Genomic DNA, 14,332 nt, shown 5'->3' on the forward strand with positions numbered 1-14,332 from the left:
GGCAATACCTTATGGCTTCCGGCTGACCCAAGGAGGAACAATCCCGTGGCAGACCGCAAAGCCCCGCTCTCCGTCGAGGAGCTCCGCGCCCTCGTCGCGAGCGGTGAGATCGACACCGTCGTCCTGGCCTTCCCCGACATGCAGGGACGACTCCAGGGCAAGCGGTTCGCCGCACCCTTCTTCCTCGACGAGGTCCTCGACCACGGCACCGAGGGCTGCAACTATCTCCTGGCCGTCGACACCGAGATGAACACGGTCGACGGATACGCGATGTCCTCCTGGGACCGCGGCTACGGCGACTTCGCCATGCGCCCCGACCTCTCCACCCTGCGCCGCGTGCCCTGGAACGAGGGTACGGCGATGCTCGTCGCCGACCTCGCCTGGAGCGACGGCTCGCCCGTCGTCGCCGCGCCCCGCCAGATCCTCCGCCGCCAGCTGGACCGGCTCGCCGAGCACGGCTACACCGCGCACGTCGGCACGGAGCTGGAGTTCATCGTCTTCAAGGACACCTACGAGCAGGCCTGGGACGCGAACTACCGGGGCCTGACCCCGGTCAACCAGTACAACGTCGACTACTCGATCCTCGGCACCGGCCGCGTCGAGCCCCTGCTGCGGCGGATCCGCAACGAGATGGCCGGCGCCGGACTGACCGTCGAGTCCGCCAAGGGCGAGTGCAACCCCGGCCAGCACGAGATCGCCTTCAAGTACGACGAGGCCCTCGTCACCTGCGACCAGCACGCCGTCTACAAGACGGGCGCCAAGGAGATCGCCGCCCAGGAGGGCGTCTCGCTCACCTTCATGGCGAAGTACAACGAGCGCGAGGGCAACTCCTGCCACATCCACCTCTCCCTCCAGGACGCCGACGGCACAAACGTCATGGCCGGCGACGGACCCGCGGGGATGTCGGAGGTCATGCGGCACTTCCTCGCCGGACAGCTCGCCGCACTGCGCGACTTCTCCCTCCTCTACGCCCCCAACATCAACTCCTACAAGCGCTTCCAGCCCGGCTCCTTCGCCCCCACCGCCGTCGCCTGGGGCGTCGACAACCGCACCTGTTCCCTGCGCGTCGTCGGCCACGGCCGCTCGACGCGCTTCGAGAACCGGCTCCCCGGCGGAGACGTCAACCCGCACCTCGCCGTCGCCGGCCTGATCGCCGCCGGCCTGTACGGCATCGAGCAGAAGCTCGAACTCCCCGCCGCCTGCGACGGGAACGCCTACACCGGCGACTACGCCCACGTCCCCACCACCCTGCGCGAGGCCGCCGAGCTCTGGGAGACCAGCCCCATCGCCAAGGCCGCCTTCGGCGACGAGGTCGTCGCGCACTACCGCAACATGGCCCGCGTCGAACTGGACGCGTACGACGCCGCGGTGACCGACTGGGAGCTGCGCCGCTCCTTCGAACGCATGTGAGGAACGAGTTGCTTCAGGAACTCCAGGTACTGAACCCGGCGACCGAGGAGGTCGTCGCCACCGTCCCCGCCGCCACCCGGCAGGACGTCGACGCAGCCGTCGTCCGGGCCACCGAGGCCCAGCGCGGCTGGGCCGCCGCCGCCCCCGCCGACCGGGCCCGGCTGCTGCGCCGCTTCGCCGCCGTCGTCGACGCCCACACCGAGGAACTGGCCCTCCTCGAAGTACGCGAGGCCGGCCACACCCTCGGCAACGCCCGCTGGGAGGCGGGCAACGTCCGCGACCTGCTCGACTACGCGGCCGGGGGAGTGGAGCGGCTGAACGGCCGGCAGATCCCGGTCGCCGGCGGGCTCGACGTCACGATCCTCGAACCCCTCGGCGTCGTCGGCGTGATCGCGCCCTGGAACTTCCCCATGCCGATCGCCGCCTGGGCCACCGCCCCGGCCCTCGCCGCGGGCAACGCGGTCATCCTCAAGCCCGCAGAGACCACCCCGCTCACGGCCCTCCGCCTCGCCGAACTCGCCCTGGAGGCCGGGCTCCCCGAGAACCTCTTCCAAGTCCTGCCCGGCGAGGGCGCCGTCGCGGGCGACGCGCTCGTCGCACACCCCGGCATCGCCAAGATCGTCTTCACCGGCTCGACCCGGGTCGGCAAGAGCATCATGGCCAAGTGCGCCGACCAGGTGAAGCGCCTCACGCTCGAACTCGGCGGCAAGAGCCCGAACATCGTCTTCGCCGACGCCGACATCGAGGCCGCCGCCGCGGCCGCGCCCATGTCGTTCCTCGACAACAGCGGCCAGGACTGCTGCGCCCGCACCCGCATCCTCGTCCAGCGCTCCGTGTACGACCGCTTCCTGGAGCTGCTCACCCCCGCCGTCGAGGAGATCGCCGTCGGCGACCCGGCCGACGAGAAGACCCAGATGGGCCCGCTGATCTCGAAGGCCCAGCTGGACCGCGTACGGGCGTACGTCCCCGACACCCTCCCCGGCATCCGCGGCAAGGCCCCCGAGGGCCCCGGCTTCTGGTTCCCGCCGACCGTCCTCACCGACATCGCCGAGGACGCGCCCTGCGCCGTCGAGGAGGTCTTCGGACCGGTCGCCGTCGTCCTGCCCTTCGAGGACGAGGCCGACGCCGTACGGCTCGCCAACGCCACCGAGTACGGCCTCTCCGGCTCGATCTGGACCCGTGACGTCGGCCGCGCCCTGCGCGTCTCGCGCGCCGTCAAGGCCGGCAACCTCTCCGTCAACTCCCACTCCAGCGTCCGCTACTGGACCCCCTTCGGCGGCTACCGACAGTCCGGCCTCGGCCGGGAGCTCGGCCCCGACGCACTGACCGCCTTCACCGAAACCAAGAACGTCTTCATCAGCACGGAGGGCCCCGCACTGTGAGCAACGAGACCCTGACCAACGCCACCCCGAGCAGCGAGAACGTCTGCCGGCGACTCGTCGGCCGCACCGCCGTCATCACCGGCGCCGGCAGCGGCATCGGCCTGGCGACCGCCCGCCGCCTCGCCTCCGAGGGCGCGAACGTCGTCTGCGGCGACATCGACGAGACGGCCGGCAAGGCCGCCGCCGAAGAGGTCGGCGGGACCTTCGTGCGGGTCGACGTCACCGACCCCGAGCAGGTCGAGGCGCTCTTCAAGACCGCCTTCGACACCTACGGCTCCGTCGACATCGCCTTCAACAACGCGGGCATCTCGCCCCCGGACGACGACTCCATCCTCACCACGGGCCTGGAGGCCTGGAAGCGCGTCCAGGACGTCAACCTCACCTCGGTGTACCTGTGCTGCAAGGCCGCCCTGCCCTACATGCGGCGCCAGGGCCGGGGCTCCATCATCAACACCGCCTCCTTCGTCGCCATCATGGGCGCGGCCACCAGCCAGATCTCGTACACCGCCTCCAAGGGCGGCGTGCTCGCCATGTCCCGCGAACTGGGCGTGCAGTTCGCCCGCGAGGGCATCCGCGTCAACGCGCTCTGCCCGGGGCCGGTCAACACCCCGCTCCTGCAGGAGCTGTTCGCCAAGGACCCGGAGCGCGCCGCGCGCAGGCTCGTGCACATCCCCGTCGGCCGGTTCGCCGAGGCCGAGGAGATCGCCGCCGCCGTGGCCTTCCTCGCCAGCGACGACTCGTCCTTCATCAACGCCACCGACTTCCTCGTGGACGGCGGCATTTCGGGCGCGTACGTGACCCCGCTGTAGGTGGCGAGATCCGGGTCCTAGTCTGATGGGATGAGCATGACGACTCCTCCTGGCTGGTACCCGGACTCCGCCGTTCCCGGCGTCGAACGCTGGTGGGACGGTACGAACTGGACCGCACACACCCGGCAGGCGCAGACACAGGCGCAGGCCGCGTACGGGGCGCCGCCCGTGACGCCGTCCACCGTGCCGTCCCCGGTCGTCGCACCGGCCCCGTCCGCGCGCGCCGGGCGGAACCGGGCCGTCCTCATCGGCGCCGTCGCGGTGGCCGTGGTCGCGGCGGTCGTCGCGGGCGTGCTCGTCATCGGCGGCGACGACGAGGAGAACCCGCCCACGGCGGGTCCGACGGCGGTCACGACGACCCCCACCGCGCCGCCCACCACCGACGGGCCCGTCGAGGACGACGACGAGGACAAGAACGCCACGCGGGTCGACGACCAGCTCAACGGCATCTCCCTCCCCATCGTCAAGGGCTGGGAGAAGCCGGAGTTCTACTCGGGGCCCGCGCCGACCGTGACGACCGTCGGCACCTATCCGTGCCCCTCCGGCAGCAAGGAGTGCCGCCACGGCACGGTCTCCTCGCACGCGGTCTCCCGCACCGACGCCTCGACCCCCGAGGCGATCGCCAAGGAGGACGTGGCCGCCGCCGCGAAGGAGACCTACGAGGAGGACATCCTCGGCAGCCTCCCCTACGGCCGGATGACCGCCTACAAGGTGGTCGCCGCGGGACCCACCGCCGTCGCGGGACGCACGGGCTACCTGGTCCGCTGGCAGGTCACCACCGACAAGGGCCCCGGCGGCTACGTCCAGTCGCTCGCCTTCCCGTCCCCGACGGGCAGCGAGTCCCCGGTCGTCGTGCGCTTCGTCTTCGACGCGGGCCCGGACGGGCCGGCGCTCGCCGTGATGGACGAGATCACGCGCGGCATCCGCCCCATCGGCAGCGACACCAACGGGGGAGTGGGCAGCTCGATCACCCCGGGGACGTGAGGGGGCCCGAGGGCTACAGGAACGTGCGGCCCTCGCCCCGGTACGTCGGCACCGTCGCCGTGATCCGGTCGCCCTCGATCAACTGAAGGCTGTCGAACCGCTCGCACAGCTCCCCGGCCTTCGCGTGCCGGAACCACACCTTGTCCCCGATGAGGAGATCGTCCGCCGCCGAGCCGATCAGCGGGGTCTGCACCTCGCCGGGCCCCTCCTGCGGGTCGTAGCGCAGCCCCTCCGGCAGGTACGGGACCGGCAGTCGGTCCGCGCCGGCGGCGCCCGAGGCGGGGTAGCCGCCGCCGAGCACGGTCACCACACCGACGCCGGGGCGGCGCACGACGGGCTGGGCGAAGAGGGCCGCCGGACGGCCGGTGAAGGACGTGTAGTTGTCGAAGAGGCGCGGCACGTAGAGCCCCGAACCGGCGGCGATCTCGGTCACCGCCTCCTCGGCCGCCGTCTGCTGCACACTGCCCGTACCGCCGCCGTTGACGAACTCCAGGTCCGGCGCCACCGCCCGTACCGCACGGACCACCGCCGCGCGCCGGGCCGCCAGCTCCCGACGGGCCGCCGCCTGCATCAGCCGGATCGCCCGCGACCGCAGCGGCCGCCCCGCCACCGAATCCCCGACCCCGGCGACATGCCCTTCGTACGCCATGATCCCGACCAGCCGGAACCCCGGGCGGCGGGCGATCGAGCGGGCCAGCTCGGCGAGCTGGGCGGGCTCGCGCAGCGGGGAGCGCAGCGCGCCTATCCGCACCTTGCCGCCGAGCAGCCGGAGGGAGGTGTCCAGCTCCAGGCAGACCCGGATCTCCTCGGCGCCGCCCGCGCGCGCGGTGTCGATCAGCTCAAGCTGCGCCGGGTCGTCGACCATGACCGTCACGGCGGCGGCGAGCTTCGGGTCGTTCGCCAGCTCGCCGAAGGCGGTCCGGTCGGCGGACGGGTACGCGAGCAGCACGTCCTCGAACCCGGCGCGGGCCAGCCACAGGCTCTCGTCGAGCGTGAACGACATGATCCCCGCGAAGCCCTCGCGCGCCAGGACCCGCTCCAGGAGCGCCCGGCACCGCACCGACTTGCTCGCCACCCGGATCGGCTTGCCCCCGGCCCGCCGGACGAGATCGTCGGCGTTGGCGTCGAAGGCCTCCAGGTCGACGATGGCGACGGGCGCGTCGAGAGGGGCGGTGGCCCGGTCGTACCGGGCCCGGTCTGCGGCGCGGGGAGTCATGGCCCGAGCTTGCCAGACGGGTTTACGGGTGGGTAGCCCCTGGGTTCCCGTGGTGAGGGGAACAGCCCGTAGAGTGGCGGGCATTGCGAGGGCAGGCACGACGAGGAACCACCAGGGGGCGGGCATGAGCACTGACGCGCACCGCCCCGCCTCCGCCCGCCTCGCCGACGCCCTGCTGCCGCCGTCCGAGCCCGCGGGCCGAGGCGACGAGACCACCCCCGCGCCGCCCGCCGCAGCGCCCCACCAACAGCTCCCCCCGAGGCCGCTCCACCCCCCGGCGACGCCGGCCCTGCCCCCGCGCGCGGCGACCGCCCCACGCGCGGGCACGCCCGCGCCGGAGGGCACCGCCGCTTCGGCAGCCGGCCCCCGCGCAGATGCCGCCCGCACGCCGGCGCCCGACGCTGCCGCTCCCGGAGCCGGCCACCCCCGCGTCGTACCTCCGCGTCCGGCGGCGACGCCCCAGGCCGGTTCCGGCCGTACGCCCGCGCCCGGCGGCTCGACCGCTCCGGGAGCCGCGGGCGCTACGCGTGTCGGTCCCGACCGTGTGACCGGCCCGGCGAGCGGTTCGCCGCGTCCGGCGGCGGCCCCACGCGCGGGTACGCCCGCGCCCGAGGGCGCCACCGCTCCGGGAGGCGGCCCCCGCGTCATACCGCCGCGTCCGGCGGTGACCCCGCAGGCCGGTTCCGGCCGGCCGCCCGCGCCCGCTCCCGACCGTGTCGCCGCGCCCCGCACCGGCGGTACCAGCAGCGCCGTCCCCGCCGTCGAGACGACCACGCGGCTGCGGCCCATACGCGAGGCCGCACCCGGCACAGGTCAGGGCCACGGCACCGGGCTCCCGCCCCGGAGCGGGCCGCCGAGTGGGCAGACGTACGGGACGTACGGCGCCTACCGGGCGTTCACCGCGCCGCCCGAGACGCCCGCCGAGACCACCACCCGCCTGCGGCCCATCCGCGACCGCCGCGCCGTCGGCCGGGTCGTCGCGGCCGGGGCCTGCCTCGTCCTCGGCGTCGGCCTCCTCGGCGGCGCCCTCGCGGGAGCCGTCCTCGCCGCCACCGACGCCGGCGCGCCCCCCGAGCCGGAGGGCTACACCGAGGCCGGCACCCTCTGGCACAGCGTCCCCGTCGACACGCTCTTCCCCCGCACCCTCGCCGGTCCCGGCAAGGGTCCCGGCGCCGCCGACCGCACCTGGACCCGCGTCGTCGTCGCGCCCGACACCCCCTGCACGGCGGCCGTGCTGCCCGCGAGCGTCCTCACCACGCTCCGCCCCGTCGGCTGCGACCGCGTCCTGCGCGCCACCTACACCGACGCGACCGCGTCCAGCGTCATCACCGTCGGCCTCGTCTTCACCCACGCCGACCCCACCGCCACCCGCACGCTCGCGACCGACTCCGCCGCCCGGCTCGCCACCGACGTGCCGCCCGCGCTCGCGGGCCCCGGCACCGTGGCCGCCCGCTTCGGCCCCGGGCAGCGCGCCAGCTGGTCGACCCGGGCCCTCGCCGACCTCCCCGTCGTCGTCACCGCCGTCTCCGGCTTCGCCGACGGCCGCCCGGTCGCCACCCCCGAATCCGCCGCGCGGGCCATGGCCGACGGACAGACCAGCCCCACCGCCCAGGCGGGCCTCGGCCACGAGGCGAAGGGCGTCGCCGACCAGCTCGAACGCGCCCTGCGCGCCACGGTCGCCACGGCAGCGAAGGACGCCGACACGTGAACCGGACCCTCCGCACGCCCCGTGCCCTCCGCAACCCCCGCGCGCTCGCCGCCCTCCTCGCCGCCGCGTTCGCGGTCCTGCCTGCCACCACCACCCCGGCGTACGGGGACACCATCCGCGCCCGCCAGTGGGGCCTCGAAGCCCTGCGGACGACCGAGGCCTGGCGCACCACCAAGGGCGAGGGCATCACCGTCGCCGTCCTCGACACCGGCGTCGACGCCGACCACCCCGACCTCACCGGCTCCGTCCTCCCCGGCAAGGACCTCGTCGGCTTCGGCGCCGCACCCGGCGAGCGCGCGTGGGCCCGCCACGGCACCGCCATGGCCGGCATCATCGCCGGACACGGCCACGGAGCCGGCCGTCAGGACGGCGTCCTCGGCATCGCGCCCAAGGCCGACATCCTGCCCGTCCGCGTCATCCTCGAAGGCGCCGACAAGTCCCGCGACAAGGCCCGCAAGACCCGCGGAACCGCGCTCGCCGAAGGCATCCGCTGGGCCGTCGACCACGGCGCCGACGTCATCAACCTCTCCCTCGGCGACGACTCCAAGTCCGCCCACCCGGACGCCGGCGAGGACGCCGCCGTCCAGTACGCCCTCGCCAAGGGCGTCTCCGTCGTCGCCTCGGCCGGCAACGGCGGCGAGAAGGGCGACCACATCTCGTACCCCGCCGCCTACCCCGGCGTCGTCGCCGTCACCGCCGTCGACCGGTGGGGCACCCGCGCCGCGTTCTCCACCAGCCGCTGGTACGCCACCGTCAGCGCCCCCGGCCTCGACATCGTCATCGCCGACCCGGACCGCCGCTACTACTCGGGCTGGGGCACCAGCGCCGCCGCCGCCTTCGTCTCGGGCGCCGTCGCCCTCGTCCGCTCCGCCCACCCCGACCTGACCCCGGCCCAGGTCAAGCAGCTCCTCATCGACACCGCCCGCGACCGGCCCGAGCACGGCCGCAGCGACGAGAAGGGCTACGGCACCGTCGACCCGGCCGCCGCCATCAAGGCCGGCCTCCGGCTCAAGGCCGCCGACCCCAAGAACGCCGCCGCCGGCTACGGAGGCCGCTTCTTCGGCCCCGGCCCGCAGCCGCCCGCCGAGGAGGAGGGCAAGCCGGTCGGCCTGCTCGCCCCGGCCGCCGGCGGCCTCGGAGCCCTCCTGCTCGCCGCCGCGATCGTCCTGTGGCGCGGCAGCCGCACCTAGGGCCTCTCGTTCGGATCATGCCGGGCTCGCGGGCCCTGGCACGCCCTCCCCCAAGCTCTTCGAGCAGGGGGACCCCCACGCCGCGTTGTCGTCAGTCGCCGACGCTCCGCGTCGACTCCCTCCTCCGCCTTGCGATCGCACGCACCAGACCCCGCTCCCTGATCCGGCCCGATCCGAACGAGAGGCCCTGGCCCCGCCCTCCGCGCTGACCGCCCCACCACGGCGGTTAGGCTCGGTGCGTGGCGCTCAAGAACATCCCTGACCCCGGTTTCTCCGACGACGACGGAACCGCCGACCCGCGGCTCGCCGAGGCCCTCGCGGCCTGGGCGGTGGACAGAACCGCCCACGGCCCGGTCCTGGCGGCCCTGAAGGACGCGCGCCTGCTCGTCCCCGTCGTCGCCGTCCTCGGCGAGGTCGAGGAGGACCCCGAGACGGGCCTGCGCCGCGAGAAGACCAGCGACATGGCCGTCCCCACGCTCACCGCCGGAGACCGCCGCGCGCTCCCCGCGTTCACGTCGATCGCCTCGCTCGCCCTCTGGGACCCCGAGGCCCGGCCGGTGGCCGTCCCCCTGCACCAGGCCCTCCAGGCCGCCGCGCACGAGAAGGCCGACACCCTCGTCCTCGACCTCGCGGGCCCCGTCCCGTACCAGCTGACCGGCCCCGCGCTGCTCGCCCTCGCCGAGGGCCGCACCAGCCTCGACCCGCTGGACGACCCGGCCGTACGGGACGCGGTACGGAACGCCGTCGCCGCCGAGCCCGCGGTCCTGCGCGCCCACCTCGGCCCCGGCACCGCCGACGGCACCCTCGCCCTCGTCCTCGCCGAGGACGCGGCCCCGGCGGAGGCCGCCCAGCGGGTGGCCCGCGGCCTGGCCGCCGACGAAACACTGAGGGCCCGCCTGGTACGCGGCCTCGACCTGGCACTCCTGCCGGCCTCGGCCACGCCTCCGGGCGAGCCCTTCTACGTACGGAACAGCTGACGTACGGAACTGACCAGGGGTACGGGGCCGACCCCCGTACCCCCGACAGGCCTTACCCGTACACCGGCCCCGTGTACTTCTCGCCCGGACCCTGGCCCGGCTCGTCCGGGACGAGCGACGCCTCGCGGAAGGCCAGCTGCAGGGACTTCAGGCCGTCCCGCAGCGGCGCCGCGTGGAAGGAGCTGATCTCCGTCGCGCCGGCGTCGAGCAGGCCGGCCAGGGCGTGGACCAGCTTGCGGGCCTCGTCGAGGTCCTTGTGCTTCTCACCGTCCTCGGTGAGACCGAGCTTCACCGCGGCGGCGCTCATCAGGTTCACCGCGACGGTCACGATGACCTCCACCGCGGGGACCTCCGCGATGTCACGGGTCATGTCGTCGAAGTCGGGGGACTCGTTCTGGGGCGTCTCGCTCATGCCCCACACGATAAGCGGACCGGGCCGCCCGCCCGGCGCCGCCGTCCCCGTTCGCGTACCGGGACGGGTCCTGCTAACCTGGTGTAACGACCGGCCGGACACCTATGTGCCCGGCCCACAAGTGGAGGCTCCGATCTCCCACCTGGCCGCCCTCGCGGGCGGCGGGTCACCGGTCAGGTGGCGCCCATCGTTCCGTACGGACGATGGAGCCGCCCGATGTGCGCCCCGCGGTTGACCGCGGCGGTGCTCCGGTATTTCCGTGGAGCCCCGCCTGTGTCCCGTCCGGGGCGTTTTTCATGTACCGGCGCGGTAGGTCTACTGAAACAGACATACGTGTCCGTCCGCCAGGCGGTCACGTGGTGCTACCGAGGAGGATCCATCAGCGCCGAGCCCCGCATCAACGACCGGATTCGCGTTCCCGAAGTGCGACTTGTCGGTCCCAGCGGCGAGCAGGTCGGGATTGTTCCGCTTGCCAAGGCCCTTGAGCTTGCTCAGGAGTACGACCTCGACCTCGTCGAGGTGGCGGCGAACGCCCGCCCGCCCGTCTGCAAGCTCATGGACTACGGGAAGTTCAAGTACGAGTCGGCCATGAAGGCCCGTGAGGCGCGCAAGAACCAGGCGCACACGGTCATCAAGGAGATGAAGCTCCGGCCGAAGATCGACCCGCACGACTATGACACCAAGAAGGGTCACGTCGTCCGGTTCCTCAAGCAGGGCGACAAGGTCAAGATCACGATCATGTTCCGTGGTCGCGAGCAGTCCCGCCCCGAGCTTGGCTTCCGGCTGCTTCAGCGGCTGGCTTCGGACGTCGAGGAGCTTGGCTTCATCGAGTCCAACCCCAAGCAGGACGGCCGGAACATGATCATGGTTCTTGGCCCGCACAAGAAGAAGACCGAGGCCATGGCCGAGGCGCGTGAGGCCCAGGCCGCGCGCAAGGCGGAGCGTCAGGGCGGCACGTCCGACGAGACCGCCGAGGCTCCGGCCGAGGACGCTTCGGCCGAGGCTCCCGCCGAGGCCGAGAACCCCGAGGCGTGACCCGAGGGGCTGCCACCCAGGCAGCCCCGGGCCCCGCCCGGAACCACCAAACGAAGATATGACGCTCCTGGTTGTCCGGTGCCCGCACCGGGGGAGCGCCACTGACGAGGAGATAACGGCGCTATGCCGAAGAACAAGACGCACTCCGGTGCCAAGAAGCGCTTCAAGGTCACCGGCTCCGGCAAGATCCTGCGCGAGCGCGCCGGCAAGCGCCACCTGCTCGAGCACAAGTCGTCCAAGCTGACGCGTCGCCTCACCGGCAACGCCGAGATGGCCCCGGGTGACACCAAGACCATCAAGAAGATGCTGGGCATCTGACCGATCGTCTCGTGCCCTCGGTGACGAGGGCCATCCGGCCAGTCCGGGACCAATTCGTTTTCGGGTCGTGTGAGTCCAACCACGACCCCGCTACAAGGAGTTAACAAGTGGCACGCGTCAAGCGGGCAGTCAACGCCCACAAGAAGCGCCGGGCGATCCTCGAGGCGGCCTCCGGCTACCGCGGTCAGCGCTCGCGCCTGTACCGCAAGGCCAAGGAGCAGGTCACCCACTCCCTGGTCTACAACTACAACGACCGCAAGAAGCGCAAGGGCGACTTCCGTCAGCTGTGGATCCAGCGCATCAACGCCGCTGCCCGCCAGAACGGCATGACGTACAACCGCCTCATCCAGGGTCTGAAGGCCGCCAACATCGAGGTGGACCGCAAGATCCTCGCCGAGCTGGCCGTCAACGACTCGAACGCGTTCGCCGCGCTCGTCGAGGTCGCCCAGAAGGCCCTCCCGGCCGACGTCAACGCCCCGAAGGCCGCTGCCTGATCTCCAGGCCGCAGATCTTCCGACCGGACCCGCAGGCCTTCGGGCCTGCGGGTCCGGTCGCGTTCGGAGCCGACGCCGGGCCCGACCCGCCCGGCGCCGCGCCCCGATCACCCGGACCGCCCCGATCCCCCGGAACTCGATCACCCCGGGCCTCGATCCTTCCGGATCCGGATCGCCCCGGACCCCGATCACCCCGGACCCTGACCCCCTCGCCCGGACCGCCGAAAAGAGCCAACCGACCCCATGGGTACCCCTGAGCTGATCTCCCCGCGTTCGCCGCGTGTCGTCGCCGCCAGGCGGCTCGCCAAGCGCAACTTCCGGGGCAAGGACCGCCTCTTCATCGCCGAGGGCCCGCAGGCCGTCCGCGAGGCCGTCCAGCACCGCGGCGGCTCCGGTGAGCCCACCCTCGTCGAGCTCTTCACCACCGTCGAGGCCGCCGAGCGGTACGACGGGATCGTCGACGCCGCCCGCGCGGCCGGCGCCAGGGTCCACTACGCCGACGCCGCCGTCCTCGCCGAGGTCTCCCAGACCGTCACCCCGCAGGGGCTCGTCGGGGTCTGCCGCTTCCTCGACTCGCCGTTCGAGGAGGTCCTCGCGGCCCGGCCCAAGCTGGTCGCCGTCCTCGCCCACGTGCGCGACCCCGGGAACGCCGGCACCGTGCTGCGCTGCGCCGACGCGGCCGGCGCCGACGCCGTCGTCCTCACCGACGCCTCCGTCGACCTCTACAACCCCAAGTCCGTCCGCGCCTCCGTCGGCTCCCTCTTCCACCTCCCGGTCGTCGTCGGCGTCCCGGTCGAGCAGGCCGTCGCCGGACTGAAGAGCGTGGGCGTACGGATCCTCGCCGCCGACGGCGCCGGGCAGGACGACCTCGACGACGAGCTGGACGCCGGCACCATGGGCGGGCCCACCGCCTGGGTCTTCGGCAACGAGGCCTGGGGACTTCCCGAGGAGACCCGCGCCCTCGCGGACGCCGTGGTGCGCGTCCCGATCCACGGCAAGGCCGAGAGCCTGAACCTCGCGACGGCGGCCGCCGTGTGCCTCTACGCCTCCGCGCGAGCCCAGCGCCCCCGAACCTCCCGCTGAGGGGCTCCAAAGCGTCACCCGCACCTAGTAGGGTGACGAACTCGGGGGCCCACTGCGCTACACGGAGGGGTGGGGAACGGGGATGACGGTCGGCACGGACAGTCCCGCACAGGCACGGAGTGCCGCGCCGGATGCCCCGGAGGACCCGGGCGGGACCCCGCCCGAGGCGCCGGGCATCCCCGGCATCGACCCCGACGAGCTGCCCGACGGCCTCGTCGTCGCCGACGCCACCGGACACGTCGTCTGCTTCAACGCCGCCGCCGCCCGCATCACCTCCGTACCCCCGGGCAAGGCCCTCGGCCTCCCGCTCGAACAGGCGCTGCCCCTGGAGGACCTCAAGGGCCGCCGCTGGTGGACCCTCACCGACCCGTACGGCGGCCTCGCCACCCGGCGCGGCCAGCCCGAGCGCAACCTGCTCCTGCCCGGCGGCCGCGAGGTCCTCGTCTCCGCCCGCTACGTCCGCGAGCACCCCACCGGGCCCGTGCGCCGCGTCGTCGTCTCGCTGCGCGGCACCGAGGCCAGGCGCCGTACCGAACGCAGCCACGCCGAGCTCATCGCCACCGTCGCCCACGAGCTGCGCTCCCCGCTGACCTCCGTCAAGGGCTTCACCGCGACCCTGCTCGCCAAGTGGGAGCGGTTCACCGACGACCAGAAGCGGCTGATGCTGGAGACCGTCGACGCCGACGCCAACCGCGTCACCCGGCTCATCGCCGAGCTCCTCGACATCTCCCGGATCGACTCCGGCCGGCTCGAGGTGCGCCGCCAGCCCGTCGACATCGCCGCCGCCGTCGGCCGGCACATCCAGGCCCACACCACCGGCGGCCAGTCCCCGGACCGCTTCTTCGTCCGCGTCCGCCCTCAGCTGCCCGATCTGTGGGCCGACCCCGACAAGGTCGACCAGGTCCTCGGCAACCTGCTCGAAAATGCGGTGCGCCACGGCGAGGGAACCGTCACCATCGAGGTGGCACCCACCTGCGACACCCCCGACGGAGAGAAGGGAACGGCGGTCACCGTGAGCGACGAAGGCCCCGGCATCCCCGAGGAGTCGATGGGCCGTGTCTTCACCCGCTTCTGGCGGGGGAGCAAGCGAGGTGGCACCGGACTCGGCCTCTACATCGTCAAGGGCATCGTCGAGGCCCACGGCGGAACGATCACCGTCGGACGTGGTCCCCGCGGCGGCGCCGAGTTCCGATTTATCCTGCCCGTCGGCGCCCCGGCCTATCTCGCCTGACGAGATCCACAGCCGCCCGGGCCGCCCACGGGCTCATTCGCGTCCCCGCGCCCCGTTAGACTCGACCTTTGGCACGTTTGCGC

Annotated in this window: 14 protein-coding genes; 12 read left to right on the top strand and 2 right to left on the bottom strand. The window is 73.3% G+C overall.

What is annotated here, in order from left to right:
* The first annotated feature begins 45 nt into the window (after positions 1-45).
* Genes AB0F56_RS06055 through AB0F56_RS06070 form a run of 4 tightly spaced genes read left to right on the top strand, consistent with a single transcriptional unit; the run spans position 46 to position 4,585 of the window.
* On the top strand, positions 46-1,410 hold the full coding sequence (locus tag AB0F56_RS06055; RefSeq protein ID WP_362004542.1) for a glutamine synthetase family protein: 1,365 nt from the start codon (positions 46-48) through the stop codon (positions 1,408-1,410).
* A gap of 8 nt (positions 1,411-1,418) precedes the next feature.
* Positions 1,419-2,792, top strand: coding sequence for an aldehyde dehydrogenase family protein (locus AB0F56_RS06060; protein ID WP_362004545.1), 1,374 nt, complete (start codon positions 1,419-1,421; stop codon positions 2,790-2,792).
* A gap of 11 nt (positions 2,793-2,803) precedes the next feature.
* The gene (locus AB0F56_RS06065) at positions 2,804-3,601 is read left to right on the top strand and encodes a 3-oxoacyl-ACP reductase (RefSeq protein WP_362005104.1); all 798 of its coding nucleotides are present in this window, start codon (positions 2,804-2,806) and stop codon (positions 3,599-3,601) included.
* Positions 3,602-3,631: 30 nt separating this feature from the next.
* Positions 3,632-4,585 carry a DUF2510 domain-containing protein gene (locus AB0F56_RS06070; RefSeq protein WP_362004547.1) on the top strand — a complete coding sequence of 318 codons (954 nt, stop codon included), beginning with the start codon at positions 3,632-3,634 and terminating at the stop codon, positions 4,583-4,585.
* Between the two features lie 13 nt (positions 4,586-4,598).
* Here AB0F56_RS06070 and AB0F56_RS06075 read toward each other — a convergent pair whose 3' ends face one another.
* Positions 4,599-5,801, bottom strand: a complete 1,203-nt coding sequence (locus AB0F56_RS06075; RefSeq protein ID WP_362004550.1) for an amino acid deaminase/aldolase — start codon at positions 5,799-5,801, stop codon at positions 4,599-4,601.
* A gap of 124 nt (positions 5,802-5,925) precedes the next feature.
* On the opposite strand from AB0F56_RS06075, the gene AB0F56_RS06080 reads away from it, so the two are divergent.
* The 3 genes from AB0F56_RS06080 to AB0F56_RS06090 all read left to right on the top strand — a co-directional run bounded on the left by AB0F56_RS06080 (position 5,926) and on the right by AB0F56_RS06090 (position 9,676).
* Complete coding sequence (locus AB0F56_RS06080; RefSeq protein ID WP_362004553.1) at positions 5,926-7,509, top strand: hypothetical protein; 1,584 nt, start codon at positions 5,926-5,928, stop codon at positions 7,507-7,509.
* Positions 7,506-8,699 carry a type VII secretion-associated serine protease mycosin gene (gene mycP, locus AB0F56_RS06085; RefSeq protein ID WP_362004556.1) on the top strand — a complete coding sequence of 398 codons (1,194 nt, stop codon included), beginning with the start codon at positions 7,506-7,508 and terminating at the stop codon, positions 8,697-8,699. Before AB0F56_RS06080 ends, mycP begins: the two co-directional genes overlap by 4 nt.
* Before the next feature lie 239 nt (positions 8,700-8,938).
* A complete protein-coding gene (locus AB0F56_RS06090) occupies positions 8,939-9,676 on the top strand; it encodes an SseB family protein (protein ID WP_362004558.1) in 738 nt (245 codons plus the stop codon).
* A 52-nt stretch (positions 9,677-9,728) separates the two neighbouring features.
* Here AB0F56_RS06090 and AB0F56_RS06095 read toward each other — a convergent pair whose 3' ends face one another.
* Complete coding sequence (locus tag AB0F56_RS06095; protein WP_362004561.1) at positions 9,729-10,088, bottom strand: DUF1844 domain-containing protein; 360 nt, start codon at positions 10,086-10,088, stop codon at positions 9,729-9,731.
* A gap of 333 nt (positions 10,089-10,421) precedes the next feature.
* On the opposite strand from AB0F56_RS06095, the gene infC reads away from it, so the two are divergent.
* The 5 genes from infC (at position 10,422) to AB0F56_RS06120 (ending at position 14,249) form a co-directional block, all read left to right on the top strand.
* The gene (infC, locus tag AB0F56_RS06100; protein ID WP_362005106.1) at positions 10,422-11,123 is read left to right on the top strand and encodes a translation initiation factor IF-3; all 702 of its coding nucleotides are present in this window, start codon (positions 10,422-10,424) and stop codon (positions 11,121-11,123) included.
* Between the two features lie 123 nt (positions 11,124-11,246).
* Positions 11,247-11,441, top strand: a complete 195-nt coding sequence (gene rpmI / locus AB0F56_RS06105) for a 50S ribosomal protein L35 (protein WP_329122635.1) — start codon at positions 11,247-11,249, stop codon at positions 11,439-11,441.
* A 107-nt stretch (positions 11,442-11,548) separates the two neighbouring features.
* The gene (gene rplT / locus AB0F56_RS06110; RefSeq protein WP_043227974.1) at positions 11,549-11,935 is read left to right on the top strand and encodes a 50S ribosomal protein L20; all 387 of its coding nucleotides are present in this window, start codon (positions 11,549-11,551) and stop codon (positions 11,933-11,935) included.
* A 243-nt stretch (positions 11,936-12,178) separates the two neighbouring features.
* A complete protein-coding gene (locus tag AB0F56_RS06115) occupies positions 12,179-13,018 on the top strand; it encodes an RNA methyltransferase (protein WP_362004564.1) in 840 nt (279 codons plus the stop codon).
* Between the two features lie 82 nt (positions 13,019-13,100).
* A complete protein-coding gene (locus AB0F56_RS06120; RefSeq protein ID WP_362004567.1) occupies positions 13,101-14,249 on the top strand; it encodes a PAS domain-containing sensor histidine kinase in 1,149 nt (382 codons plus the stop codon).
* The last annotated feature ends 83 nt before the right edge of the window (positions 14,250-14,332 follow it).

This window comes from Streptomyces sp. NPDC026092 (assembly GCF_040638605.1).
Lineage (GTDB): Bacteria > Actinomycetota > Actinomycetes > Streptomycetales > Streptomycetaceae > Streptomyces.